Consider the following 24936-nt stretch of genomic DNA (forward strand, 5'->3'; position numbering starts at 1 on the left):
TTCTTAATGTGAGCGTTTCACAACAAACTGAGCTAATTCGGCCAGCACTTCTGTATTAAATGGGCACTCATCAAGGTGAGTCAGTGCTTTTTCAATCAGAGCAACCGCTTTTTGTTGTGCTTTTTCAAGACCTAGTAAAGCAGGATATGTGGGTTTATTCAATGCAATATCGGCACCTTGGGTCTTTCCAAGTGTTTGAGTGTCAGTGATGACATCCAGCACATCATCCTGAACCTGAAACGCTAGTCCAATGCAGTCTGCATAACGATCAAGATGTTCCAGCGTCACTTCATCATAGTGTTCGGCAGCGAGTGCACCGAGCACAACACTGGCACGGATGAGAGCGCCAGTTTTTAATTTATGCATTGCCTGTAGTGCATCAATGTCCAGTTTTTTGCCAACAGATTCCAGATCAATGGCCTGACCACCTGCCATACCTGCTGCACCAGAAGCCTGAGTCAGTGTTTTGACCATGCGACTTTGTTGTTTCTCGGTCAGAATATCATCGCACAAGGTTTCGAAAGCCAGCGTTTGTAAGGCATCACCGACTAAAAGTGCAGTCGCATCATCATAGGCTTTGTGACAGGTCGGACGACCTCTGCGCAGATCATCATCATCCATGATTGGCATATCATCATGCACAAGTGAGTAGGCGTGAATCATTTCAACTGCCGCCGCCGCGACATCCATAGCAGATTGTTTTGCACCTAATGCCTGACCAGTAGCATAGACGAGCAGGGCGCGTAAGCGTTTGCCACCACCTAATGTGGCATAGCGCATCGCTTCAAATAAACGCGCTGAACCTGGCTTTTGTGCCTGTTGAAGACGTTTTTCCAGAACAAATTCGATTTGAGACTGGTGCTTTAACATCCAGTCCTGCAGAGGAAACTTTACGTTCACGCGTCACCAGTTTCCGGATCAAAATCTACCAGATTATTTTGGCCAGATTGTTGTAACAGCATTTGCACTTTTTGTTCTGCCGCTTGCAACGATTCCTGACAATCACGAGTTAGTAGTACGCCACGTTCATAGAGTTTGAGTGATTCTTCCAGGCTGATATCGCCTTCTTCCAGGCGTTCAACTAATGCTTCCAGCTCTTTAACTGCAGCTTCATAATCCAGTTTTTTTTGTTTCGCTGCCATTCTTGCCTCTGACCGAAATAATTTTGCGCCTATTATAAGGTAATAGGCGTGGGCTTGCCTGCTGGATTGTTTTTTTATTTGCCGTTACTCTGTTGTGTTTAGTTATTTTTTTGGTAGACAACGTCTTATGCCGAAAATCATTCGCGGTTTTCATAATTTACCTGCTTCACCTCAAGGGTGTGTTGCCACCATCGGTAATTTTGACGGTGTCCACTTAGGCCATCAAGCGGTATTGACACAATTAGCCATGAAAGGCGATACGCTGAAATTACCCGCCGTAGTGATTACGTTTGAACCGCAGCCATTTGAATATTTTGTTCCGGAAAAAGCGCCAGCCAGATTGACGCGGTTTCGTGAAAAAGTGGAGGCTTTGCGCTGTTATTCCATCCAGCAATTATGTGTTTTACGGTTTAATCAACAGCTGGCAGAGATGTCGGCTGAACTCTTTATCCAAAAATTATTAGTGGAAGGATTAAACGTTAAATATCTGGTGGTGGGGGATGACTTCCGCTTTGGCTGTGAACGAAAAGGCGATTTTGCGTTATTACAGCAAGCCGGACGGCAATATGGCTTTCAGGTGGTGAACATGCACACCTTTGCTATCGACCAAGACCGGGTAAGCAGCACCCGTATCAGAAATGCACTAAGCAGTGGTGACTTACTCTTAGCTGAGAAGTTATTAGGACGTCCTTATCGGATGAGTGGTCGGGTCGCGCATGGTGATAAGCGTGGTCGCAAGATGGGATTCCCCACGGCAAATATTCATCTTCATCGGCATAAAATTCCACTGACAGGAGTGTTTGCTGTGCAGTTATTTGGTATTGATGAAGAACCGGTTAATGGTGTGGCAAATATTGGTATTCGACCGACTATTGGTGGTAACAAGGCCTTGCTGGAAGTGCATCTGTTTGATTTTAAGAGAGAGATCTATGGCGAGCATGTTCAGGTGTTTTTCTTACATAAGATTCGTGATGAGCAGCGTTTTGACAGTCTGGATCAGCTGATCAGCCAGATTCACAAGGATGCCGATCAGGCGCGCCATTATTTTTCACAAGTCTGAATGAGGTTTATTTTAGATAATAGTCTTGTAAAAACTGATTACGTTGTCTGGTCAGCTCAATGGCGCAACTGGCGGTTACAGCTTGTTGCTGCGCATTGTTTTGCCAGGTCTGATAGACATTCAGGCATTGCGTTTTCCGGTAGGCATCCCATGTTTGCTGCGATAACTCAAGTGACTTTAGCAATGCATCGTTTTCAGCATGGCGTTGTTTGATTATCGTTAAGTCACTGACCATTTCATCAATCGCTGATTGTAGTTTCCCATCGAGACAAGCTTGCATGGCATCAGCATTTGTCATTGGGCACAGCGATTGAGCCTGAGCCAATGGACTGAATAAAACGAATAGACTAAATGAGATGATTTTTTTCATGATTTAGAGTTTATCAATATCCAATAAAATCTGTTTTGCTAATGTTTCCATTCTATCCAGACTGATATCGGCTTTTTGCAGAAAATCATTGGTGTAAAACTTAGGGTCAGCCCAATGTTTACCCGTTATGTGGCAGCGTTTCGCCAGTTTACTCAGTCCCAAATCGTCTAAATCAAACCCCAGTTGAGTCCAGCATTTTGCCAGATGCCGCTCAGTCGCATGATCGGCTTGTTGGGTATCCTGTATCTGTCTGACGTATACACTGGTTTCCCGGGCAGCGATAATGACATTTCTCAGCGCTGTTCTGGATTGTTGCTGACGCTGTTCGCCTGCGCGATTAAGATTCGCTAACCAACGTTGTATATGTTTAAAAATTTCCCATAATAATTTGGGGTTAATGGCGTCCATGGCGAGTTTGTTTATGTGTCTAAAATTAATCGCATCGGAATCATGGCAGAGTGAGTAAACCCCTCGTCCTGATACATTTTCTGGGCAATAGCATTATCGGCATCTGTTAATAAGGTAATACGCAGACAACCTTGTTGTCTGGCAAAGTTGACCGCAGCACTTAACAAAGCCGAGCCGAAGCCTTTGCCACGATGTTGTTCAGCAATCACCATATCTTCTAATAAAGCGACTTTACCACCCATGGCGGTTGAGGTTAGATATAACAAACTTACTACGCCGACGACTTTAGACTGGTGTTTGATAAGTAAAAAATGGCCTTTGTCGGGATGCCTGAGAATATCACTGACAGCGTGCATTTGTTTTTCTGGTTGTGGTTCAAAGTCAGCTTCCTGAGTAAACAGCACGGTCAGCAACTGGGTAATGGCATTAAGATCGGTTAATGTCGCTTCGGCAATGATGTGATTGGTCATTTAGCGTTAATCCTTGAGCTCAGGTGATGTCGGCTTTGTACGTCGTATTAAAAATGGAATGATAGTAGCATGACCATAAACCAGAAAGTGATATCAACCCGACAAAAAAGGAGACAGCATAATGGCTGATTGGCTGACGGCTACAGTAGTTGAAAATAAACAATGGAATGATCGTTTGCATTCATTAAGGCTGGATGTCGATTATCCAACGTTCAAAGCTGGGCAGTTTACGCGTTTAGCTTTGGAAATTGAGGGTGAACTTGTCAGTCGACCTTTTTCCTTGGTGAACAGTCCAGACACAAGACCGCTCGATTTTTATTTTATTGAGGTGCTTGATGGTTTGCTTTCTACCCGACTAGCCAAACTTAAAGCCGGTGATACTATTTTGGTCGCACCCAAAGCAGCCGGCTTAATGACCTTGGATCAATTACCTGAGGGCAAGCATCTCTATTTGCTATCCACCGGCACGGGTATTGGCCCTTTTCTGTCTATTTTAAATACGCAGGAAGTTTGGCAGCAGTTTGAAAAAGTGGTTTTGGTACATGCAGTCAGATATCAAAACGAACTGACCTATCAGGACAATATTGATGCGATAAAACAAACACGAGCGGGGCAGTTTATTTATGTGCCTTTTGTCAGCCGTGAACAAGCACCTGATGCCTTAACAGGACGTATTCCTCAAGCTGTTGAAGATGGTCGTCTGGAGCAACGCACTGGTCTGAAAATCAATGCAGAAGACAGTCAGGTGATGTTGTGCGGTAACCCTGAAATGGTGCATGAAACCATGGATGTGTTAATCAATACCCATGGCCTGAAAAAACACTCCCGACGTGATCCAGGGCAGATCAGTATTGAAAAATATTGGTAATAAATATATTGGCTGAACAGAAGATGACAAAGGTCTGAATAGTCACTTAAATCCGTTTTATACGAAGCTTTTATAAATATGATAAAAAGTGTGATTTTGGTGTATTGTTCGCCAGTTTTGTCTCTAGAAGAGTGATAAGCCGATGCGCTGGTTGATATCTGTGGTAGTTGCTTAAATGAGGTTGATTGCCTTTGATTATTTCAGGGCCATTGCCATATTAAGCATCGTTGCCGGACATTGTATTAGCTATAAATCCATCACCAGTTTTGACGAAAGAGTGATTGCCAACTTAATTCAGGGGGGCTCACCGTTATTCGTCTTTATTTCCGGTTTTTTCTTCCATCATATTTTTTACAGGCAATTTGCATACAGCCAGTTTATGCTGAAGAAAGTTAAAAATGTCTTGCTGCCTTATCTGTTTTTATCGTCGTTAGCACTGATTTATTATTTAAGTTCAGGTATTTCTTTACCCGATGCCAAAGAGTTGGGAGTCACGTCGCTCAGTCACTGGCAAGATTATTTAACCATGTTTGGCCTGTATTTATGGACTGGCCGAACCTCGTTTGCCTATTGGTATATCCCGTTTATTATGCTGATATTTCTGATGTCGCCATTGTTTATTAGCTACATCCGCTTGGGTGTAAAAACACGTGTAACGATTTTTATCATCGCCTTAGTGGTGGCGATGATTGTCCATCGCCCAGCGGGTAATCTGTCGCCCTGGCACGCTGTTTTGTATTTTTTGCCTATGTATTTATTAGGCATTCTGGTATCCATGCATCGTGATTTTGTTCAGTCCTACATTGCGAACAAAACTGTTGTGCTGGCAGCAGGCGTTATCTTTCTGGCGATATTACAGGCGCTGATTTATCCCGGATTCGGTAATCTACATAAATTACATGCATTCACCTTTGATGGTCTGGATATCCTGATTTTGCAGAAAATCGTTTTATGTTTTTTCTTTTTGTCTCTACTGCAAAAGTTAAGCGAACGTTATCCTGAAATTCCTGCACTGAGGTTATTAGCCGACGCGAGTTTTGCTATTTATTTTATTCATCCCTGGGTGTTGATAGCGCTGGTGGGGTATAAGTGGTTGCCTTATGTTGAAGAGATGAGCGGATTGGTACAGTTTGTTGTTACCTTTCCGCTCACTATCATTATCAGCCTAGCCGTAGCTTATCTGATAAAACGCGGTGCCGGCCATTACAGTCGTTGTCTGACAGGTTGGTAAATTTAACCCAATCGTCCCGACACACTGTTGATAAATGCCTGCGGAATAGTTTCATTACCATTGTAAAGCTCATCTATCTGGTTAATGGACTCGGTATGGTTCAGGCAATAGTGAATACAAGCAGCGACGTCAGCACGGGTAATCACATCCTTATCAGCTTCGCCTGTTCGTTGTGTGGAAATATGGCCTGTGGCTTTGTCATCAATCAGTTTGCCAGGACGTAGGATGGTGTAAGGGACGCCACTAGCTAATAAATACTCGTCGGCAAAGTGTTTACAAATATTGTAGTGTTTGATGGCCTCAGTGCCTGTTTCAGGATTGCCAGCATCTCTGGCGCTGACCATGACAAATTGTTTGATATTATGTTTCTTGGCCATATCAATAGCTTTCACCGCACCCCATAGATCAATCAGGATGGTTTTGTCAGCGCCGGTTTTTCCACCTGAGCCTGCGGTAAAGACGACTTTGTCACAATCCTCAAATGCTGTTTCCGGTAGTGGGGATTCCAAATCGGCAATAATGGTTTCAGCACCTAATTCCTGAAAGTAGGCAGCTTGCCGGGAGTCTCGGATCATCGCTTTCACCTGATTGTCATCAGCACAGAGTAACTTTATAAGTTGTTTTCCAATCTGGCCGTTGGCTCCAATGACTAATGTTTTACTCATCGTTTATCTCCCTACGATTATTTTCATACTTGTCGATCACTTTAACATGGCTACGCTTTCTGCTTATATGTCCATAATTATTGACATATAAAATATATGTCGACTATTATCGACATATGAAACTACAAAATGCACTCACCGCCTTTGATGCCTTGTCTCAGGAAACACGTCTTCAGGCCTTTAGATTACTGGTGGAAGCCGGTCCGCAAGGGTTGGCAGCCGGTGCCATCAGTGATGCGCTGGGTATTCCGCATAATACCTTGTCATTTCATCTGACCCATTTGAGTCAGGCCAAGTTGGTGACATCGCGTAAAGAAGGTCGCTCCATTATCTACATGGCTAATTTTGAACAGATGAGAGATTTAATTGCCTTTATGGTTCAGGATTGCTGCAGTAGTGATTTAGCGCGATTGCATCAGGCTGAGAACGCCGATTGTGCTGTTGTGGAATTTGTTGATTGTTGTAAACCTCAATCCGTTAATACAGAGAGTTGAAATGAAAAGAATACTGGTTTTATGCACGGGTAACTCTTGCCGTTCAGTGATGGCAGAGGCTTTGATTAATCAGCTTAAAGGAGCTGAATATCAGGCTGTGAGTGCTGGCAGTCAGCCTGCGGGTTATGTTCATCCTAAATCAATAGAAACATTAAAACGCCATGGCATCGATCCTGGTCATCCGGTCAGCAAGTCATGGGATGAGTTTGCGGGTCAAGCTTTTGATTATGTGATTACCGTCTGTGACCAAGCCGCCAACGAAGTTTGTCCGATTTTTTATGGTGAGTATAAAAAACTGCATTGGAGCACTCCTGATCCTGCTAAAGCGGAGGGAACGGAGGCGGAAATTGAAGCTGCTTTTGATGAAGCGTTTCAGTTACTAAAAACACGTATTGAAGAGGAATTAGTATGAACTCGTCTTCTAGTTCAGCAATAGGCTTTTTTGAACGTTATTTGTCGGTTTGGGTTGGCCTTTGTATTGTTGCTGGTGTGGCTTTGGGGGCCTTGTTTCCATCAGTGTTTCAAATGGTGGCCGCTTGGCAATATGCCAATGTGAATCTGGCTGTCGCCGTATTTATCTGGTTGATGATTTACCCGATGATGGTCAATGTGGATTTTGCCTCGATCAAAGATGTTGGTAAAAAACCAAAAGGATTGTGCCTCACGCTGGTGGTGAACTGGCTGATCAAACCTTTTACTATGGCCGGGCTGGGCATTTTATTTTTTGAGATTCTGTTTGCCGGCTGGGTCGATCCTCAATCAGCAAAAGAATACATTGCCGGTATGATTTTATTGGGGGTTGCGCCCTGTACAGCCATGGTATTTGTCTGGAGTCAGTTGGTTAAAGGTGATGCAAACTACACACTGGTGCAAGTATCAATAAACGATTTAATCATGGTGTTTGCTTTTGCTCCGATTACAGCCTTTCTACTCGGTATGACCAATATTATCGTGCCATGGGAAACCTTATTTCTATCAGTTGTACTGTATGTGGTGATTCCATTACTGGCCGGCTATATCACACGGAAACGTCTTGATAATAGTCAGGACCACCATGAAATTGCTCGCTTTACGCAAAAAGTTAAGCCTTATTCAATTCTTGGTTTGTTAGCGATGGTGGTTTTATTGTTTGGTTTCCAGGCAGAAACCATTCTGGCTAAACCGTTAGTTATTGTTTTGATTGCGATTCCATTACTGATTCAAAGTTACGGTATTTTTGCCATTGCTTATGGTTGGGCTTATTTGTGGAAAGTGCCGTTTAATGTTGCTGCACCTGCTGCACTTATTGGCACGTCTAATTTCTTTGAACTGGCGGTTGCTGTTGCCATTAGCCTGTTTGGATTGAATTCGGGCGCTGCATTAGCCACGGTGGTTGGTGTTTTGGTTGAAGTGCCAGTGATGTTGTCATTGGTGGCTCTGGCAAACAGGACAAAACATATCTTTAAATAAAATCAACAATACTTTCGGTTGTTGGTTATTTTTCATTTGCTCGTAAAATAAATGTGGACAATAGTTAAGGATGCAATGGATTAAATAAACTTTCATCGAGGACGATATCAGTAACACCACCTTAGCTATCCTCATTATTACGAGCACTTGAGATGAAAATAAAACAAAAAATTACCTTGGCTGCGATTATTATCGCTCTTACGCCAATCCTTATTTCTACCGCGCTTACCAACTATATCGCGACTAATGAATCGAGTATTGCACTACGTGAATTATCTCAAGAGCGTCTGATTTCCCTTCGTAATGTTAAGAAAAACCAGATTAGAGACTATTTCGCGACGATTAAAAATCAACTGACTAATCTGGCAAATTCTAGCTTGATTACTCAGGCCTTAGGTGATCTGAATACAGCCGCACAGAACTATGCGAATGATATTGGAGAATACAACAAAGCCAGCCTTCGCCAACATGTGAAGACTTATTATGACACGACGTTTTCTCAACGTTACGAGTCCCTGAACGGTGTAAAGCCTCCTGTGAATATGGACGATGTGTTGTCCAAACTTGATGTGAATGGATTAGCGCTGCAACAAACGTATATTGTTGATAATCTGGCACCATTAGGTAAAAAAGATGATCTGGTTCAGGCAGATGATGGCAGTAGCTATGCAAGCTATCATGCTAAATACCATCCATATCTGAAAGATTTTTTAGAGAAGTTTGGTTATTACGATATTTTCTTGGTGGATGCCGATACTGGAATGGTGGTGTATAGCGTATTCAAAGAACTTGATTACGCCACATCGCTGAAAAATGGGCCTTATGCCAACACTGCTCTTGGTCAGGCATTTAACAAAGCACTAGAAATGGGACCAGATGAACAAGTAGCGGTGGTTGATTATGCGCCATATCTGCCTTCCTATGAGAGCCCTGCCAGTTTCATGGCAGCACCTATTTCCCTGAATGGCAGTAAAAAAGGGGTACTGATTTTCCAAATGCCTGTGGATCGAATTAATCAGATTATGACCTTTGAGAAAAAATGGATGGAAGCAGGGTTGGGCGATTCAGGTGAAACTTATCTGGTCGGCCCTGATAAACGTTTACGTAGTGAAAGCCGGTTTTTAGTTGAGGATAAAGCCGCTTACCTGGAGATGCTGACAAAGACTCAGGTTATCGATGAAAAAAGCAGAAATTTGATTGAACGTAAGGGGTCAGCTTTGGGTATTTTACCGGTCAACAGTCATGGTGTTGAGGATGCATTGGCTGGTAAGTCAGGATTTGACATCATTACAGATTATCGTGGCACCCATGTGTTGTCCGCATACGCTCCTTTGGATATTGCGGGTTTGAACTGGGCAATCTTAGCGGAGATTGATGAAGCAGAAGCGTTTGCACCAGCTAATCAGTTATCAAACAGTTTATGGTTGTATGGATTATCGATTCTTGTTGTTATCGCCTTATTAGCTGTGCTGTTTTCTGTTAAAGCATCCAATCTTATTTCCACTCCAATTCTGCAAATATCAAATTTTATTTCTGGCGTGGCAAAGGATCTGGATCTGACTGCAAGACTGGATATGAAACGTACTGATGAAATTGGTGATGCCAGCAAGGCCCTCAATAATATGCTCATCACGATGCAGAAAACCATGAACAATGTAACGGATGCAAGTAGCGAAATTGCAGCAGCATCAGAAGAAACCTCTGTGATCACTGAGCAAACCAGTCAGGCAGTTCAGAAACAGCAGAGTGAAACCACTCTGGTTGCCTCAGCAATGAATGAGATGACGGCTACAGTACAAGAAGTAGCAAGAAATACCAGTGATACATCAATGGCTACAGATAAAGCCGCTGAGCAGGTGGATACAGGCATTGTGGCGATGGATAAAACAGCCTCACTTGTTCAACAGCTAGCTGATGTGACTGAGACGGCAGTGGATTCTATTAATCAACTGAAAAAACGCAGTATGGATATTTCTACCGTTTTGGATGTGATTAACAATATTGCAGAACAAACGAATTTATTAGCATTAAATGCGGCTATTGAGGCGGCACGTGCCGGGGAGCATGGTCGTGGTTTTGCTGTGGTGGCTGAAGAGGTTAGGACACTGGCAAGTAAAACCACCGCTTCAATTGGTGAAATAACCAATATGATCGAGATGCTGCAACAAGGTTCGAATAATGCCGTGGATTCAATGGAAAAAAGTCAGAAACAAGTCAATGAAGCTTTGACTCAGGCGAATTCAACCAAGGAGGCATTAAGAATGATTTCTGAAGTTATCTCACATATTAATGATATGAGTCGCCAAATCGCCACAGCAGCAGAAGAGCAGGGGGCGGTGGCCGAAGAAATTAATCGTAATATTGTGTCGATCAATGATATGATCAGCCAAACCGCTGAGGGGACGGTGCAAACGTCTATTGCCAGTAAAGATCTCGCTCGTTTGGCAATTACACTCAATGATCTGGTGAAACAATTTAAAGTCTAATGAGTTAAAAAATTAACAGGCATACCAGTAATGGCATGCCTGTTATTTGTTATATAGGGCAGACAAAATTCACTGCCTCTTCTAACTCCAGCGGCTGGCTAATGAAATAGCCTTGTATTTTTTTGATGCCGAGCCGAACCAGCTCTTGGAATTCTTGCTCTGTTTCTACGCCTTCGGCTAAAACTTCGCATGAGGTTTCTTTGGCATAAGCAAGTAACGCAGCGGTTAGTGCTTTTCTGGATGTATCAGTATCAATATTTCTGATTAGGCTGATGTCCAATTTGATTATATCTGCACCCAGTTCCAAGATATGATGAAGGCTGGAATAACCAGCACCAACATCGTCAATGGCAAGACGCACACCTTGTTTTCGCAGTGACTGTATAGCTTTACGAAAGGCATGATAGTCTGTTATATGGGCATGTTCAGTGACTTCAAGAATAATTTTTTTATTAAATATATGCTGGTCTAAAGCTCTTTCAACGGCACCATTTATCACGTACTCAGGTGATATGTTTAGAGAAAAATTGATGTCGGCTGGGAAAAGATTCATCTTATCAAGGGCCGCTGTAATAGCCATTATTTCAAGCTCCTCTCCCAGGCCGGCAAATTGAGCTTCTTCAAACCAGATATCTGGCGTGCGATATGGTGTGTTGAGAAAACGGGATAAACACTCATAACCAATCACTCTTTTTTCGTCGACGTGATATATCGGTTGGAAAACAGTTTTGATGTGTTTATTTGATAAGACTTTGCTGACTCGTCTTTTGATTTGATTTTCTTCCTGACTCTTGATCAGTTGCTTATCAATTTGACGGGCAGCTATGTCAGCAAAAATTTTCATTAGCGCTAAGTCTCGTTCGCTTAGCGTTGTGTCAGGCGTATGACTGAAACAACAGAAAGTACCATAGACTTCATCATCATTAAGTACGATGGGCACACCTAAGTAGCTACCAATATCCAGCTCTTGTGTAATCGGCATCGATTTAGTCAATGGATTTTCTGAAGTATCAGCAATGATTTCATCCAGCTCACCATCAACAATCTTGCGACAGTAAGTCAGTTCAGTAGGGTCAGCGTGTCCGGGTTTTAGAGAAATGTCTCGTTCTGCTGAATCGACCACTTCAATTTTTCGTATTTGATCGGTGAACTCGGAGGTAAAAGCAACATCCATCTCCAGATGTTTACGGATAACAGACAAAATATAGCTTAAGTTATCAGTTATTTCTGTTGCTTCTGTTAAGGATAATTCGTTTTCTAATCCTTTGAGGATGGTCTCTCGCATTACCATGTTATCCATCTACTATTGGCCTGCCTTGGTATTGTCGTTAAATGATTACCAATATTTTATATTTTGTCGAGAATGGTGTTTTTAACTTTGGTTAATTTTGGATTTTTTAAATCAACACAACATTATAAAAGTGTGATGGCGCACAGGACTAATAGTGCGATATTTGCCAGTAAACCAATCATGAAAAATACTGTTCTTGGGCTGGGGTTTTTTTCAGTGGCAATTTTGTAATATAAGGCCATATGGATAATTCGTGCGATGGCAAATACCCAGATAAAAATCCCCGTCCATAGAGCATTGGCGCCAATAAGAATTGCCATAAATGATGTTCCAAGCATCAAAGGCAGGTTTTCCAGTGAGTTCATAAAGGTGCGGTGGGCACGGAACACAAATGAGGAATGACTCAAGTGTTCATCAATTTTTCCTGGAATGGCACCCGGTTGTGAGGCTTTGGTCTTACTGGCAATAAACCATTGCACTAACAGCGTTAACAAGATGATAAATAAACCGGTAAATGCGATGTGGTATACGTTTTCTAATGTCACAATATGTCTCCTTTTAGTTTTGTGCGATTAAGGCAACTGCACCAAGGATAGCCAACAGCCACAGTACGCCCCCCTATGAATAAGGCGGCATAGCCTCGCCAGTCGTAGCGTGAGTTAATGGCGCCAATCGGGTCGTCCTTAAGCATATTGATTTTGTCTTGTAGCTCAATCAATGGGTAAACACTCAGGTAAAACAATACCAGCCAGATAATATTGAAATATTCAGGTACCACATGATTATCAGCTAAGGTGCTTGCGAGGTTGCCAAGAATGACCAGTAAGACAAACATGGTTGCGAGAAAACCTAAATGTTTATTCTCCGGAATGTCTTGGCGCAACATACTCTGTTTGATGCGTTTAGTTAATGCATGAGTGAAAAAAATAGAAAATATGCCACGCATCACCGGCATAATTTTGCCATCGATAAAAGGCTGCTGAAGTTTCCAGTTTTTATAAAACCAATAGATACCATATAAACCAAATGTGGCGAGATAAAGCCATTTCAGCTTGGTGGTGGATACAGAAAAGTAGGCTTGATCTCCAGCAGCAGGGTCAATATCCGTTTCCATAGCGATATGAGCTGTTTGTGTTTCTAATTCCATTTTAGCCTCGTATTCATGATTAACACTGTTTTTATTTGTTCTGAAGAATGGCATGTCCATAAGAGTTATCAATAGCACATCGCCAGATATCATCGCTGTTTTTGACAAAGACATATGTCGCTTGTCTTGTGGTCGGTTCAGCACCAGGTGCAGAGATAATGGTATTGGCTAGTACCAGAGCGCTATCACCGGTTTCTAAAATTTCTAATGCCGCCTGTTTTATCTGTAAACCATGTTGAAAATAAACAACAATCTTCTCAAATGCCTGACGGATCTGAGCTTTGCCGATCGCATTCATGCCGGGTTGTACCACTAGCAGCGCATCGTCAGTGTAAATATCTAATAATGTATCGAAGTCTTCTGCGATGATGGCTTCGTCTGCTGCTTTGATCTGACTGATGATTGGATGCTCTGTCATTTAGTTTTGCCGTTCCACTTTAGTGTGTAGAGTTCAGTTCGTCGGTCTTTTAGGTTATTTACTGAGCCCTCACTGCGAGTCAGTTTGAGTTTATCCAAGTCCAGATCAGAGAACATAATCATCTCGGTATTTGGAGTTGTTTCAGCCATCACGGCATCGTGAGGATAGGAAAAATCAGAAGGGGAGAACACCGCCGCCTGAGAATATTGCACATCCAAATTTTCTACCTGAGGCAAGTTGCCGCAACTGCCACAAATGACTACATAACATTCATTTTCAATGGCGCGAGCCTGGGCACAGTGACGTACCCGAAGATAACCATTTTTGGTATCAGTCCAATACGGTACAAAAAGAATATCCATATCCTGTTGTGCCAATAAACGAGCCAGCTCAGGAAATTCGACGTCATAACAAATCAATATGCCAACACGACCTGCATCGGTTTCAAAGACTTGTAATTGATCACCGCCTTCAATCACCCAGTCACGACGTTCATGTGGGGTGATATGAACTTTGGTTTGTCGTTCAATCGTGCCATCGCGACGGCACAGATAGCTAACATTATAGAGAACATCGTCCTCCAATAATGGCATGGAGCCGGTGATGATATTGATGTTATAGCTCACTGCCATTTGCGACATTTCTGTTTTAAAACGTTCAGTAAAGCTGGCTAAAAAACGAATCGCTTCGGTTTGATTGCGTTGATCGGGGCTAAGTCCCATTAATGGAGAGTTGAAAAACTCAGGAAACAGGGCAAAGTCGCTTTTATAGCTGGATAAGGCATCAATGAAATATTCGACCTGACTTAACAATTCTTCAACAGACTCGACTTCACGCATCTGCCACTGAATCGCGCCGATACGAACCTGAGTTTTCCGGGTCTCAATAACGGTACTTTCCGGTTCATAAAAAATGTTGCGCCACTCCAGTAACGTCGCGTAACCCTGAGATTTTTCGTCTTCAGGCAGGTATTGCTTTAATAAACGCGTCACCTGAAAGTCATTCGATAACTGAAAGGTGAGAATGGGATCATAAATACGTTTGTTTTTGACGGCCTCAAAATACTCGGCAGGCGTCATTTCGTCAGCATACTGGTGATAATTTGGAATACGGCCACCGGCCAGAATGGCTCTAAGATTATGTTGGCGACACAGCTCTTTTCTTGCTTCGTATAAACGACGGCCTAGGCGGTAACCCCGATAATCTGGATGAATTAGTACATCCAGCCCATATAGAGCGTCACCATTTTTATTATTCAGAATGGTTTCTTTTTTACTGATTAAATCATCGTAGGTATGCGGATTACTGAAACGTTGATAGTTCACTTGTACCGACAAGGCCACACCGATAATGGTGTCGTGATCGATAATACAAATCTGGCCTTCAGGTAAGTCATCAATCAGTTTGAAAATAGTATGTTCTGGCCAGGCGCCACCAATATCATCGTAAATTTTATCCATCAATAATTTGAGTTGGGGATAATCGGATTTTTCCAAGTTACGAATCTTGATGTGCAGATCTTCAGGCATAAGGTTCCTTTATCAGTTGACACATACAGCATAGGTGAGTCACTAATAATATAAAAGTCAGTGTGAAAAATTTGACAGGAAAATGAGGGGTTGGAAAGTAAAAAAATAGCCAGCCTCTTTAAAGAGACTGGCTGGATCATCTTTATAAGTTAGGAAACCTGGAATCGCATTACCTGAATTTTGAGTTTGGCACTTAAGTCTGCAATTTCATTATTGGCTGATGATATTTGTTGAGAAGCCGTGGCATTACTCTCTGAAATAATCTGAATATTGTGGACGTTGTTGTTCACTTCCTCGACAACGTAGCTTTGCTCTTCAGCTGCTGTGGCGATTTGAGCATTCATTTCAGTGATGGATGAAACGACAGAAGTGATGCTATTCAATGATTCGGTTGCCTGGCTGGTTTTCTCAGCCAAAGCACTGACGCTGAGCTTATTGGAATTCATTGAGTTAACTGCGTCGTCAGCATTGGACTGTAATGTGGCGATAAGCTGTTCAATTTCCAATGTTGATTCTTGTGTCTTTTGTGCCAGTGAGCGAACCTCATCTGCAACAACAGCAAAGCCTCTGCCTTGTTCTCCAGCACGAGCAGCTTCTATAGCGGCATTCAATGCCAGTAAATTCGTTTGTTCGGCGATGCTTTTAATCACGTCTAACACTGTTTCAATGTTGACACTACCTGTTTTGAGCGTTTGAATAACCCCCGATGAATCCTCAATTTCATTCACTAAACGCCCGATAGATTCCACCATCTGTTTGATAACCAGCTGACCTGAGCGAACTTCGCGATCACCATTGGATGCGGCTAGAGAAGCCTGTTCCGTATTGGTGGCGACTTCACGAACAGTGGCTGTCATTTCATTAATGGCGGTGGCGACCAGACTGGTTTCATTTTGCTGTTTAAGGATGTTTTGTGTGGAATCTCTTGTCACACTGGAGGTTTCTTCAGCAGCAGTAGATAGATGTTCAGTTGCCAGTGCAATTTCTCTTATCAGTTGTTCTAATTGGGCGACAAATTGATTGAAATTATCCGCAAACTGACCCAGCTCATCCTTGTTATCAATATCGATACGTAGGGTCAGGTTACCATCAGCCACTTTGTCCATAACGCCTTTCATTTTTTCAATGGGGTTAACGATGCCCTGCGCGAGTTTGAAAGAAATAAATATGCCAGCGATAGCCGCAATGGCATAGACAAGGTAGCTAAAGCGCTCTGTTTTGATGATATTGGTTTTTGCCTGTTCTCCCTGCTCAATCATTGACTTAAACACACTGTCTTTCAGAGCCTGCGTTTTACTGGAAATGATAGGGCCATTTGTGTCCAACACATTATTGATAGCATTGTTTCTTTTTGTAATAGCTGCCACTAATTCGATAAAACCGTTTTTATACGCTTCGATTTTTATGGCTGCTTCACGGGCAGACTGCAAGCTTTGATTGTCTATTGTGTTGGCGAGTAATTCTTCTAACCATTGTTGGGTGGATTCAAGTTCTTTTTGAGCCAGGTTGTTATCATCAATACTATTGGTATCTAAATATTTGAAGACATAGAGTCGAGATAATAAAAAAGACTTAAGTGTTTCCCCTGCATAAAAAGTGGCTTCGATATCATAGTTATCGTGGGCAGAATTCAGTATGCCATCTAAACTTTTTTCAGCTAACTTCCCATTTTTATTTAAGTTGTCATAAACGATGTTATTTCTGATGGACATGTTAGCGACAACATCATTATGAAAAGCCTCATCATAACGACTGTTTAATTCATCAATTTCATTAATCAGCTTGACGCGATCTGGTGCTTTAATCTCTGCCTGAGCCGTAGTAATAAGCTGTTGTAATTCGTCAGCTATCGTCTTAAATTTTTCTACATTACTGTTATCGGAAGTCTTGATATAGTTTTTCACCTGCAGCCTTTTCTCATTCACTTTGTTCATGATTTGGGCAGCTAAATCCGTATCCGGTGCTAAGTTGTAAACAACATTATCAATGTTATTAGAGACAGTTTTGAGGTTTGTTGTGATGACGATGAGTAGGATAGTGAGCATCACAGTCATGACAGCAGGTGGAATCATCGATTTTTTCATCACTGATGCATTGTGATAAATGTTTCCTATGCTCATATTTACTCCTCGAGAAAACGTCTGCAGTTGGCAAGACATGGTTCATAACTACCTTTAATCCTTAACGACCTTAAAAAATGAAAATTTAGTAATTTAATGATGAGTTTTGTTAATCCAAAGCTAACTAGCTAATAGTTAGGAGAAAAGTATTAAAGTTGACTGCTATTAATCTACAAGCACAATCGCGACTTTAGATTATGAAGCTTTGTTTCTTCTTGCTATATTAGGCTTAGCCTGTTTTATAACAACGGAGTTGGACTATGGCTTCAGTGAGTTTGTCGGATTTGTCGATTGTTCTAGTAGAGCCATCTTCAACCCAACGGAAAATTATTGTCACCCACCTGCAACAGGCCGGTGTATATAACATTGAGGGTGTGGCTTCCGGTATGGAAGCGTTAAAAATCATGATGCAATACCCGCCAGATCTGGTGATTAGTGCTTTGCATTTACCGGATATGGATGCAGCAAAACTGATTGCATTAGCTCGTAAGATCAAAAGTGAAACCAATATTCACTTTATGCTGGTCTCTAGTGAAACCCGTTTTGAAGAATTAGACGATGTTCGCCAAGCTGGAATTGTGGCACTGCTGCCAAAACCTTTCGATAGTCATGATTTAGAAAAAGCCCTGGCAACCACCATTGACTTCATGGAACCTGCCAGGCTTGAGTTAGATAACTATGATATTACAGCACTTAAAGTGCTGGTCGTTGACGATAGCCTGACTGCCCGAAACCACATTACTCGTGTGTTAAAAAATCTGGGGATGAGTGATATCTCCAAGGCGAATGATGGCAAGCAGGGGGCAGAAGCCGTTAAAAATAATGAGTTTGATCTTATTTTTACCGACTTGAATATGCCCAATATGGATGGCAAACAATTAGTGGAATATGTGCGTAACGAACTTAATAATGCGTTTATTCCCATTATCATGGTCACCAGTGATGACGATGCTGCCCGTTTGGGTGAAGTGAAAGCCGCAGGTGTCACCGCCATTTGTGATAAACCCTTTGAACCGGAAGCAATACGCCAATTATTAGTCAGGGTGTTTGATGCGGATTAATTTATCTGCCACATCAGTCTTTTTCTTGGCTTAGATAAAAAACTCGTTCTGAATCGATTCCATAGGTTACTTTTAAGTAACTAAGTCTCTGAAAAGTGCCGTCTTGCGGCACTTTTTTTTCGCTCATACCATGTTTCCAACAAGCAATGTAATTCCATTGTTTTTCATTATTTAAAAAGATTAGAGGAAACGATAATGGCGGGTAGATTAGACAATAAAGTCATTTTAATCACAGGTGCGGGTGGTGGGCTGGGTAGTGAGCAGGTTCGGATGATGGCAAAAGAAGGGGCAAAAATTGTTGCTGCTAACTTAAAGCAAGATCCGATCATTGCTGATGAACAACCTGCTGATGCCCTCTGGAAAAAGACCGTTAATCTGGTTGAAGAAATAAACCAGAATGGCGGTGAAGCGATTGCTGTCGCACTTGATGTTACTCAGGAGCAAGACTGGATTGATGCAGTAGCTGAAACCGAAAAGTACTTTGGTCGTCTGGATGTGCTGGTGAATAATGCCGGGATTTATTATCACGCGGGCTTATTAGAACACACCGTCGAGAAGTTTTACCAGATAGTGAATATCAATCAGCTAGGTGTTTTATTAGGCATGAAAGCCGCCGTACCAGCGATGAAACGTGCTGGTGGTGGTTCGATAGTCAACTTTGCTTCCATTTACGGTATTGCTGGGGCCGGTGTTTCAACCGCTTACCAGAGCACAAAAGGTGCTGTGCGTTTAATGACTAAATCCGCGGCAATGGAGTTTGTCGGTGACAATATCCGCGTCAATGCGATTTGTCCGGGGATGTTTGACACCAACTTATTTGAAAGCAGTGTGCCAAAAGAGGAATGGGAACCGCTTATCTCAATGGTGCCGATGAAACGCTTTGGTAAACCTCAGGAAATCGCTTACGGCACGATTTTTCTGGCCTCTGATGAATCATCATTTATGACTGGCACAGACTTGGTGATTGATGGTGGTTATACCTGCCCTTAGAAAGAAGTAATAGTCAAACCAATGAGAGAAGTGATATCTCTCATTGGTTTTTAATATTATTTACTGCATGTTCCTGTTTTTGCCATGTTTAAAGAGCTAATGTCTTTTTTGCCCTTTTCTTCATCAACAAGTTCTACACCGGCACCACCCACAAAAACACCTATTTTCATATATTGTCTAATGAAATAATTTTTACCGGTTTCTGTATCCAACAACAAGTCGTTAGGTGAAAACTCTGATTCGGTAGCAATTTTATGCTGCTCATTACCTTTTACTTCTTTGTAAAAGAACATATCTGGTGCAGTCTCACCCAGACAATCTCCATCTACCCAAACATCTTTTTTAAGTGCACCACCAAAGCTGCCTGAGCGATAAACATACAAGCCTGAATTACCTTCTGAGGGAGTGTTGAATTGTTTTGCCAGTTCTGTATTTTCTTTGCTTTCCATTGGAACAGAAGCGCAACCAGATAGGAATGTTACTGCTACCAAAACAGCAGCAAATAATACTTTTTTCATCTACTTTCCTTGTTTTTAAATTTAAATGGAAAAATAACCTTATATAACGTAAGTAATTTAAGGTTGATTTGATAATAACGGAAAATCTGTAGAATGAAAAAAATTATATCTCAGTAATCTGATGCGCTTCTCTAATGGGCCCTTGTGCCAGTACCCAGGCGATGACTAAGAAAGTCAGCATGCCCAATAGGATGCTCTGAAAGGTCACGCCGGCATCGATCATAAAACCCAAAAATGCCGGTGCGATACCGGTAGAAAACACTAAAAAGGCGGATTTTAATGATCGTACCTGACCCAGGTGATCACGTCCCCACAGCCGAACTAATAAGGTATCACCGATAGGGGAGGACATACCCAGAGCGGTGCCCGCACCGAGCATTAATACCCAGATCCCGATATCACCTCCGATGGTCGCTGCAAATAATAAGGCCAAAGCAAATGGCACTAAATAAAGTTTGGCGAGTGTGGTGGCACCGTATTCATCAATCCAGCGACCACCTAATAATGCACCTGGGAATCGAGCAATACCGAGACCAGTTAACGCCAGTGCATAAGTGGTTGGGCTGGCTAATAAGTCGAGAGTCATCTGAGCCTGATAGATAAAAATACCGGTCAGGGTAATAGGCAATACCATCAGCATCGGTAGCAATAACCAGAAACGCAGATCGCGAGTCGGGCTGGGCCCAGCGTCTTTATGTTGTTTGTTTTCATGCTTTTGACGCGGAGCTGGTGGCCAGTCAACAAATAGAATCAGTAACACCCACAGCACAATTAGCACAGCTAGAATACTCCACCAGACTTGTTGCCAGCTGTAGCTGACGGCCATCAAAGCGATAATGGGCGGTAAGATAATTTCACCGGTAGGCATGCCTAAAGTGACAAGTCCTAGGGCTTTACCACGATTGGTTTTAAATTCGCGTCCGGCAAGGGTGCTGCCAAAGTGAGTCATTAAGCCCTGACCACATAAACGTTGTAGACCCAGCCCGAAAATACATAAGCCCCACCAGGGAGAAAGGGTGAGCATTAATACGCCTATGGTCAGTGCAGTAAGTACGCTCAGCACGTAACGCCGGGGAGCTATCCAGTCAATCTTGGGACCAAAATGCATCACCAGAAAACCACTTATCATGGTAATGACAGCATAGAGTGATCCAAATTCACCGGCAGAGATATTGAGATATTCACTGATATCGGTCCTGAACAGGCCAATAAAAAAGCTTTGTCCCAGATTACCGGTAAAAACCGCCAGGTAGGCTGCTGCAATCAATCCAAAATGATTTTTTAACAATCCGGCGTAGCTGAGTCGGATATCAGAATCCATAATAATTCCTATTTGAAATGCGTCTGGTTAGTCATGGTCTTTGACAAAGAGTAGGGTTATTCTACCAGTGTGACAGGCGATGGAATCATCACGATTTATTCACTGTCATTCATATGTAGTAATTTGTGTGTGCTTTGCTAACTTGGTATGGTTGCGTACCATTATCTTTTTCACAATATTTAATCTGGCCTAATTTGGGAGTGCTTTGTGCCAAACGTTTTAATAACGAATTCTCTAACAAAATTCTTATTTCTTTTTATTTTCACGATAGCGGTTTCATTACCTGCCATCACAATGGCAAATACCGCAGCACAGGAAGCACAAGCTTCATCTGGCAGTGAATCTCAAGCAGATGTATATCGAAGTTTAGCGAATATTATCGAAAATCCTGATTCTCGCGATAAGTTGATCAAAGAGCTAAAAGGTTTATCCGAAAATGCGGATAAAACGAGCACTGAAACTTCATCTGCTGAGAAAGCAAAAGCATCTGAAAAGAAAGTAGATGATTCGTTTGCTGCAGCCATCGCTGAAAAAAGTCAGACCGTTGTGCAAACCATGATGTCGACGTTAACAGGAAGTTGGCAGGCACTGACTTCAATCTGGCATGGCACAGATAAAACCACTAAAGGCTGGTTCTCGGATTTAATCTCAGTGGCGATTGTCGCGGCTGCCACCATTGCCAGTTTTATTTTGTTTCGCTTACTGGCCCGAATCATCTTCCGTAGTACCAATCAATTTGCCTTACGTGAACACAATACCCATGCGCTGGTTATCAAAGTCACCGCGGTCATCATCGCTACCGTAGTGGATGTCGCCGTAGTTGCATTTGCGTGGCTTGCCGGATACGGCGTGGCTCTGTTGGGTGTCGGAAAAATGGGTGAAATCGCGGTTTCTGAAACCTTATTCTTGAATATTTTCCTGGCAGTGGAATTAACCAAAGTTGTTATCAGAGCGATCTTTGCGTCCAGAAACGAAGGGTTACGTTTACTAAGTCTGTCCTCGGAAACAGCGCGTTACTGGTCTAGCTTCTTTTCAACAATCGTCTCATTGGTGGGTTATGGCACGTTGTTTATCGTGCCATTCCTTGCCATGTCAATTTCAGAAAGCCTGAGTCAATTAGCGAATTTGTTTATTGTTCTGTTTACGGTGATTTTTGCATTAAGTGTGGTTTTGCGTAATAAAAACAGAGTGAGAGAGCAGTTGATTGCTACAGCAAAACATAGTCATTTTGGCGTGAATGATGTCACCCTCCGCGTGTTGGCGAAAACTTGGCATTGGTTTGCCATTGCCTACTTTTTAGTGCTGGGTGCAGGTTTACTCGTTAATTCTGAAGAAGCCTTACCCATCATATTATTAGCCACACTGAAAACGGTGATCGCTGCATTAGTAGGTATGGGGATTATCGCTTTACTGGATATGGCAGCGAGCTATAGCATCAGACTGCCTTATATCCTCAACCAGCACTTAGCCAATGCAGAGGCACGAATAAACGAGCAACTGCCTCGGGTATTCAAAGTGTTCAAACTGATTGTTGTACTGCTCATTATCAGCACAATTCTGGATGCGTGGGGCATCGTTAATTTAGCTGCATGGCTTGCCTCACCAGTTGGTATGCACGTGATTACCTCAGCCATTTCGATTTTCTTCATTATTGCGGTGGCCATGTTGACCTGGATCGTGTTGGCAAGCTGGATAGAACACCGCTTGAATCCGGAAGAAAGCGGTCGCATGCCGAGCGCCAGAGAGAAAACCTTACTTACCATTTTCAGAAATGCCATTGCTATCACCATTATTGTGATGACGACGATGATTGTGCTGTCTGAAATTGGTATCAATATCGGTCCTTTGATTGCTGGTGCAGGTGTAATGGGCTTAGCGATTGGCTTTGGTGCCCAGAAGCTGGTGCAGGATGTGATTACCGGAATATTTATCCAGTTAGAGAATGCGATAAATACCGGAGATGTGGTCACTGCTGATGGTATTACCGGTGTAGCAGAAAAACTGACCATTCGTTCTTTAGGCTTACGTGATTTGTCGGGCACTTTCCATATTATTCCGTTCTCATCTGTCGGCACGGTATCTAACTATATGCGTGAGTTTGCATACCATGTGGGTGAGTATGGTGTGGCCTATCGTGAAGATACGGATGAAGTGATCGTTAAATTACGTGAAGCCTTTGCTGAGTTGATGTCGGATGATGCTAATCGTTCACAAATCCTGACAGAAGAACTGGAAGTACATGGGGTCACTGCTCTGGCAGATAGTTCAGTCAATGTGCGTGTCAGAATCAAAACCTTACCGGGCAGTCAGTGGAGTATCGGTCGTGCCTATAACCGTTTGGTGAAACGTCATCTGGATGCGGCGGGTATCGAAATTCCATTCCCACATCTCACTCTATACTTTGGTGAGGACAAACAGGGTAAAGCGCCTGCGGCGCCACTGCGTATGGTGAATGAGGTGGAAGTGAAAGAGCTGTTTAATGATGAATCTGATCATCAACAGCATTCAGACTCGCATCATGAAAAAGCCGAGAAACGTTCAAAGTCGGCTAAACCCAATCCCACCCGGAAAGGGGACTTTGACGACGCAGATTGAGTTTAAGGTTTAAGCCATAAAAAAGGGCTGACATTGAAAGATGCCAGCCCTTTTTCTTTATCGATACACGTATTTATTCTTTAACAAAGGTGCCGCGATCGACATCGGCCATGACTTTTTGTAAGTAGGCTGAAGTTAAGCCTAAAGCGTAACCTAATACGCCACTGCCAATCACCACATTATCAAACTGAGTCACGCTCTCATCGAGTAACACTGTCACGCTATCAGGTAAAGCAATCGGTGGCACAGCACCCACCACGTAGCCAGTCGCTTCTGGCACTTCATCAAACTCGGCCATACGCAGTTTTCGTTCTTCCAGGTGTTTTCTTAATATGCCCCAATCTGCACGACCACCTCCGGCGACGGCCAGCAGCACATAATTATCAGAACCGGTTTTAAACAGCAGACTACGCACCACAGACTTCGGATCATGTCCCTGACTGCTTAACAGTTCTTCCAGATTACGCACTGGTTTTTTATCTTCGGTTAAGGGGATTTCAATCACTTCAAACGTAATACCTTGAGCTTCAAGTAAATCAGTGACGGGAGAAGAAATCGGCGTACTCATTGTGCCTCCTGTAAAAGCCTTAATTAAGTTTTGATTTTAGTGGTCAGTGTACAGTGAAAATGAGATTTTTGAAGTAGTTGTATTTGTTGGGTTTCATGCTTCAACCCAACCTACGAAAGAGAATTTTTTTATTGTGTAGGTTGGGTAGAGCGCTAGCGAAACCCAACGATGCATGATTTTCTTTTCGATATGACCTTAATAATGATAACGGCAGGAAATAATGATGATTGCGTCGTCATCCACGGCATAGACTAATCTATTTATGTCATCAATTCGCCGTGACCAAAAGCCAGATAAATTTTCTTTTAACGCCTCAGGTTTACCGATACCTTCAAATGGGGAGCGTTTAATATAAGCAATCAAATTATTGATTCGTTTCAGTGTTTTTTTGTCTTGTGTCTGCCAATACAAATAGCCACTCGATGCTTCATCTGTCCATGTCAGCAGTCGTTTACTCATCCAGTAGTTCCCGTTGTATCGCTTTTCCCTGTCTATACTGGGCAATGGATTTATTCAGATGCTCAACGTTTGCGGGTGAACGAAGTAAATGAACGGTTTCCATTAGGCTATTGTAATAATCTAATGACATCACCACCGCATCCTGAGAGTCTCGACGTGTAATAACTGTGGTGTCGGCGTCATTGATAACCCGATCTAAAACAGCCTTCAAGCTATTACGTGCTTCGGTAAAAGAAACAACTTTCATATCACACCTTAAGATGTACAACTTATTGG

The 24936-nt window shown here is 42.6% G+C and carries 27 protein-coding genes; 10 read left to right on the top strand and 17 right to left on the bottom strand.

Translation table 11 applies throughout. The annotated features are described in order from the left end of the window. Positions 1-3: 3 nt before the first annotated feature. On the bottom strand, positions 4-870 hold the full coding sequence (ispA, locus tag QQL60_RS01005; protein ID WP_284722600.1) for a (2E,6E)-farnesyl diphosphate synthase: 867 nt from the start codon (positions 868-870) through the stop codon (positions 4-6). Positions 871-896: 26 nt separating this feature from the next. Continuing rightward, complete coding sequence (locus QQL60_RS01010) at positions 897-1142, bottom strand: exodeoxyribonuclease VII small subunit (protein ID WP_284722138.1); 246 nt, start codon at positions 1140-1142, stop codon at positions 897-899. Between the two features lie 127 nt (positions 1143-1269). On the opposite strand from QQL60_RS01010, the gene ribF reads away from it, so the two are divergent. Continuing rightward, positions 1270-2202, top strand: coding sequence for a bifunctional riboflavin kinase/FAD synthetase (gene ribF / locus QQL60_RS01015; protein ID WP_284722139.1), 933 nt, complete (start codon positions 1270-1272; stop codon positions 2200-2202). A 7-nt stretch (positions 2203-2209) separates the two neighbouring features. Here ribF and QQL60_RS01020 read toward each other — a convergent pair whose 3' ends face one another. The 3 genes from QQL60_RS01020 to QQL60_RS01030 are packed head-to-tail and all read right to left on the bottom strand — an operon-like array spanning position 2210 to position 3450. Next, positions 2210-2572, bottom strand: coding sequence for a lysozyme inhibitor LprI family protein (locus QQL60_RS01020; protein ID WP_007145864.1), 363 nt, complete (start codon positions 2570-2572; stop codon positions 2210-2212). A gap of 3 nt (positions 2573-2575) precedes the next feature. Further along, on the bottom strand, positions 2576-2980 hold the full coding sequence (locus QQL60_RS01025) for a hypothetical protein (RefSeq protein WP_007145863.1): 405 nt from the start codon (positions 2978-2980) through the stop codon (positions 2576-2578). Positions 2981-2991: 11 nt separating this feature from the next. Continuing rightward, positions 2992-3450, bottom strand: a complete 459-nt coding sequence (locus tag QQL60_RS01030) for a GNAT family N-acetyltransferase (RefSeq protein WP_007145862.1) — start codon at positions 3448-3450, stop codon at positions 2992-2994. A 121-nt stretch (positions 3451-3571) separates the two neighbouring features. Between QQL60_RS01030 and QQL60_RS01035 the strand changes: the two genes are divergently transcribed. Both QQL60_RS01035 and QQL60_RS01040 read left to right on the top strand, forming a co-directional pair. Next, positions 3572-4318: a ferredoxin--NADP reductase gene (locus QQL60_RS01035; protein ID WP_284722140.1), complete on the top strand. Its 747-nt coding sequence runs from the start codon at positions 3572-3574 to the stop codon at positions 4316-4318. 175 nt (positions 4319-4493) lie between these two features. Next, the gene (locus tag QQL60_RS01040) at positions 4494-5549 is read left to right on the top strand and encodes an acyltransferase (protein ID WP_284722141.1); all 1056 of its coding nucleotides are present in this window, start codon (positions 4494-4496) and stop codon (positions 5547-5549) included. 2 nt (positions 5550-5551) lie between these two features. Here QQL60_RS01040 and QQL60_RS01045 read toward each other — a convergent pair whose 3' ends face one another. Further along, positions 5552-6214: an SDR family oxidoreductase gene (locus QQL60_RS01045; RefSeq protein WP_284722142.1), complete on the bottom strand. Its 663-nt coding sequence runs from the start codon at positions 6212-6214 to the stop codon at positions 5552-5554. 116 nt (positions 6215-6330) lie between these two features. Here QQL60_RS01045 and QQL60_RS01050 point away from each other — a divergent pair, with 116 nt between their 5' ends. From QQL60_RS01050 to QQL60_RS01065, 4 genes are all read left to right on the top strand, one after another. Next, entirely contained in the window at positions 6331-6708 is a 378-nt protein-coding gene (locus QQL60_RS01050) for an ArsR/SmtB family transcription factor (protein WP_284451815.1), read from the top strand. Between the two features lies 1 nt (position 6709). Then, a complete protein-coding gene (locus QQL60_RS01055) occupies positions 6710-7120 on the top strand; it encodes an arsenate reductase ArsC (protein WP_284722143.1) in 411 nt (136 codons plus the stop codon). After that, positions 7117-8157 (top strand): ACR3 family arsenite efflux transporter, encoded by a 1041-nt coding sequence (gene arsB, locus QQL60_RS01060; RefSeq protein WP_284722144.1) that lies wholly within the window; start codon positions 7117-7119, stop codon positions 8155-8157. Before QQL60_RS01055 ends, arsB begins: the two co-directional genes overlap by 4 nt. A 152-nt stretch (positions 8158-8309) precedes the next feature. After that, entirely contained in the window at positions 8310-10643 is a 2334-nt protein-coding gene (locus QQL60_RS01065; RefSeq protein ID WP_284722145.1) for a methyl-accepting chemotaxis protein, read from the top strand. A 49-nt stretch (positions 10644-10692) separates the two neighbouring features. Here the strand turns inward: QQL60_RS01065 and QQL60_RS01070 are convergent, their stop codons facing one another. The 6 genes from QQL60_RS01070 to QQL60_RS01095 all read right to left on the bottom strand — a co-directional run bounded on the left by QQL60_RS01070 (position 10693) and on the right by QQL60_RS01095 (position 17148). After that, positions 10693-11943 (bottom strand): sensor domain-containing phosphodiesterase, encoded by a 1251-nt coding sequence (locus QQL60_RS01070; protein ID WP_284722146.1) that lies wholly within the window; start codon positions 11941-11943, stop codon positions 10693-10695. Positions 11944-12056: 113 nt separating this feature from the next. Continuing rightward, positions 12057-12479 carry an MAPEG family protein gene (locus tag QQL60_RS01075; protein WP_007145853.1) on the bottom strand — a complete coding sequence of 141 codons (423 nt, stop codon included), beginning with the start codon at positions 12477-12479 and terminating at the stop codon, positions 12057-12059. Continuing rightward, entirely contained in the window at positions 12476-13081 is a 606-nt protein-coding gene (locus QQL60_RS01080) for a hypothetical protein (protein WP_284722147.1), read from the bottom strand. The genes QQL60_RS01075 and QQL60_RS01080 overlap by 4 nt, the downstream gene beginning before the upstream one ends. Positions 13082-13112: 31 nt before the next feature. Next, complete coding sequence (locus tag QQL60_RS01085) at positions 13113-13499, bottom strand: YybH family protein (RefSeq protein WP_284722148.1); 387 nt, start codon at positions 13497-13499, stop codon at positions 13113-13115. Beyond that, positions 13496-15028: a bifunctional GNAT family N-acetyltransferase/carbon-nitrogen hydrolase family protein gene (locus QQL60_RS01090; RefSeq protein WP_273182421.1), complete on the bottom strand. Its 1533-nt coding sequence runs from the start codon at positions 15026-15028 to the stop codon at positions 13496-13498. Before QQL60_RS01090 ends, QQL60_RS01085 begins: the two co-directional genes overlap by 4 nt. Positions 15029-15177: 149 nt before the next feature. Then, positions 15178-17148 carry a methyl-accepting chemotaxis protein gene (locus QQL60_RS01095; RefSeq protein WP_284722149.1) on the bottom strand — a complete coding sequence of 657 codons (1971 nt, stop codon included), beginning with the start codon at positions 17146-17148 and terminating at the stop codon, positions 15178-15180. A gap of 260 nt (positions 17149-17408) precedes the next feature. On the opposite strand from QQL60_RS01095, the gene QQL60_RS01100 reads away from it, so the two are divergent. Beyond that, on the top strand, positions 17409-18209 hold the full coding sequence (locus QQL60_RS01100) for a response regulator (protein ID WP_007145848.1): 801 nt from the start codon (positions 17409-17411) through the stop codon (positions 18207-18209). Between the two features lie 195 nt (positions 18210-18404). Continuing rightward, a complete protein-coding gene (locus tag QQL60_RS01105) occupies positions 18405-19199 on the top strand; it encodes an SDR family NAD(P)-dependent oxidoreductase (protein WP_284722150.1) in 795 nt (264 codons plus the stop codon). 56 nt (positions 19200-19255) lie between these two features. Here the strand turns inward: QQL60_RS01105 and QQL60_RS01110 are convergent, their stop codons facing one another. Continuing rightward, positions 19256-19717 carry a DUF2846 domain-containing protein gene (locus QQL60_RS01110; protein ID WP_284722151.1) on the bottom strand — a complete coding sequence of 154 codons (462 nt, stop codon included), beginning with the start codon at positions 19715-19717 and terminating at the stop codon, positions 19256-19258. 103 nt (positions 19718-19820) lie between these two features. Continuing rightward, positions 19821-21038 (bottom strand): MFS transporter, encoded by a 1218-nt coding sequence (locus QQL60_RS01115; protein ID WP_284722152.1) that lies wholly within the window; start codon positions 21036-21038, stop codon positions 19821-19823. Between the two features lie 207 nt (positions 21039-21245). Between QQL60_RS01115 and QQL60_RS01120 the strand changes: the two genes are divergently transcribed. Further along, positions 21246-23633: a mechanosensitive ion channel domain-containing protein gene (locus QQL60_RS01120; protein ID WP_284722153.1), complete on the top strand. Its 2388-nt coding sequence runs from the start codon at positions 21246-21248 to the stop codon at positions 23631-23633. A gap of 73 nt (positions 23634-23706) precedes the next feature. Here the strand turns inward: QQL60_RS01120 and QQL60_RS01125 are convergent, their stop codons facing one another. From QQL60_RS01125 to QQL60_RS01135, 3 genes are all read right to left on the bottom strand, one after another. Continuing rightward, complete coding sequence (locus QQL60_RS01125; RefSeq protein ID WP_284722154.1) at positions 23707-24201, bottom strand: aminoacyl-tRNA deacylase; 495 nt, start codon at positions 24199-24201, stop codon at positions 23707-23709. Positions 24202-24396: 195 nt separating this feature from the next. Next, the gene (locus QQL60_RS01130) at positions 24397-24660 is read right to left on the bottom strand and encodes a Txe/YoeB family addiction module toxin (protein ID WP_284722155.1); all 264 of its coding nucleotides are present in this window, start codon (positions 24658-24660) and stop codon (positions 24397-24399) included. After that, a complete protein-coding gene (locus QQL60_RS01135) occupies positions 24653-24907 on the bottom strand; it encodes a type II toxin-antitoxin system Phd/YefM family antitoxin (RefSeq protein WP_273182408.1) in 255 nt (84 codons plus the stop codon). The genes QQL60_RS01130 and QQL60_RS01135 overlap by 8 nt, the downstream gene beginning before the upstream one ends. Positions 24908-24936 lie beyond the last annotated feature (29 nt).

This window comes from Methylophaga thalassica (assembly GCF_030159795.1).
Classification (GTDB): domain Bacteria; phylum Pseudomonadota; class Gammaproteobacteria; order Nitrosococcales; family Methylophagaceae; genus Methylophaga; species Methylophaga thalassica.

Bases quoted from the DNA above. Each gene is read 5' to 3' on its own strand.
- ispA (WP_284722600.1), bottom strand. From the start codon at position 870: ATGTTAAAGCACCAGTCTCAAATCGAATTTGTTCTGGAAAAACGTCTT.
- QQL60_RS01010 (WP_284722138.1), bottom strand. From the start codon at position 1,142: ATGGCAGCGAAACAAAAAAAACTGGATTATGAAGCTGCAGTTAAAGAG.
- ribF (WP_284722139.1), top strand. From the start codon at position 1,270: ATGCCGAAAATCATTCGCGGTTTTCATAATTTACCTGCTTCACCTCAA.
- QQL60_RS01020 (WP_007145864.1), bottom strand. From the start codon at position 2,572: ATGAAAAAAATCATCTCATTTAGTCTATTCGTTTTATTCAGTCCATTG.
- QQL60_RS01025 (WP_007145863.1), bottom strand. From the start codon at position 2,980: ATGGACGCCATTAACCCCAAATTATTATGGGAAATTTTTAAACATATA.
- QQL60_RS01030 (WP_007145862.1), bottom strand. From the start codon at position 3,450: ATGACCAATCACATCATTGCCGAAGCGACATTAACCGATCTTAATGCC.
- QQL60_RS01035 (WP_284722140.1), top strand. From the start codon at position 3,572: ATGGCTGATTGGCTGACGGCTACAGTAGTTGAAAATAAACAATGGAAT.
- QQL60_RS01040 (WP_284722141.1), top strand. From the start codon at position 4,494: ATGAGGTTGATTGCCTTTGATTATTTCAGGGCCATTGCCATATTAAGC.
- QQL60_RS01045 (WP_284722142.1), bottom strand. From the start codon at position 6,214: ATGAGTAAAACATTAGTCATTGGAGCCAACGGCCAGATTGGAAAACAA.
- QQL60_RS01050 (WP_284451815.1), top strand. From the start codon at position 6,331: ATGAAACTACAAAATGCACTCACCGCCTTTGATGCCTTGTCTCAGGAA.
- QQL60_RS01055 (WP_284722143.1), top strand. From the start codon at position 6,710: ATGAAAAGAATACTGGTTTTATGCACGGGTAACTCTTGCCGTTCAGTG.
- arsB (WP_284722144.1), top strand. From the start codon at position 7,117: ATGAACTCGTCTTCTAGTTCAGCAATAGGCTTTTTTGAACGTTATTTG.
- QQL60_RS01065 (WP_284722145.1), top strand. From the start codon at position 8,310: ATGAAAATAAAACAAAAAATTACCTTGGCTGCGATTATTATCGCTCTT.
- QQL60_RS01070 (WP_284722146.1), bottom strand. From the start codon at position 11,943: ATGGATAACATGGTAATGCGAGAGACCATCCTCAAAGGATTAGAAAAC.
- QQL60_RS01080 (WP_284722147.1), bottom strand. From the start codon at position 13,081: ATGGAATTAGAAACACAAACAGCTCATATCGCTATGGAAACGGATATT.
- QQL60_RS01085 (WP_284722148.1), bottom strand. From the start codon at position 13,499: ATGACAGAGCATCCAATCATCAGTCAGATCAAAGCAGCAGACGAAGCC.
- QQL60_RS01090 (WP_273182421.1), bottom strand. From the start codon at position 15,028: ATGCCTGAAGATCTGCACATCAAGATTCGTAACTTGGAAAAATCCGAT.
- QQL60_RS01095 (WP_284722149.1), bottom strand. From the start codon at position 17,148: ATGAGCATAGGAAACATTTATCACAATGCATCAGTGATGAAAAAATCG.
- QQL60_RS01100 (WP_007145848.1), top strand. From the start codon at position 17,409: ATGGCTTCAGTGAGTTTGTCGGATTTGTCGATTGTTCTAGTAGAGCCA.
- QQL60_RS01105 (WP_284722150.1), top strand. From the start codon at position 18,405: ATGGCGGGTAGATTAGACAATAAAGTCATTTTAATCACAGGTGCGGGT.
- QQL60_RS01110 (WP_284722151.1), bottom strand. From the start codon at position 19,717: ATGAAAAAAGTATTATTTGCTGCTGTTTTGGTAGCAGTAACATTCCTA.
- QQL60_RS01115 (WP_284722152.1), bottom strand. From the start codon at position 21,038: ATGGATTCTGATATCCGACTCAGCTACGCCGGATTGTTAAAAAATCAT.
- QQL60_RS01125 (WP_284722154.1), bottom strand. From the start codon at position 24,201: ATGAGTACGCCGATTTCTTCTCCCGTCACTGATTTACTTGAAGCTCAA.
- QQL60_RS01130 (WP_284722155.1), bottom strand. From the start codon at position 24,660: ATGAGTAAACGACTGCTGACATGGACAGATGAAGCATCGAGTGGCTAT.
- QQL60_RS01135 (WP_273182408.1), bottom strand. From the start codon at position 24,907: ATGAAAGTTGTTTCTTTTACCGAAGCACGTAATAGCTTGAAGGCTGTT.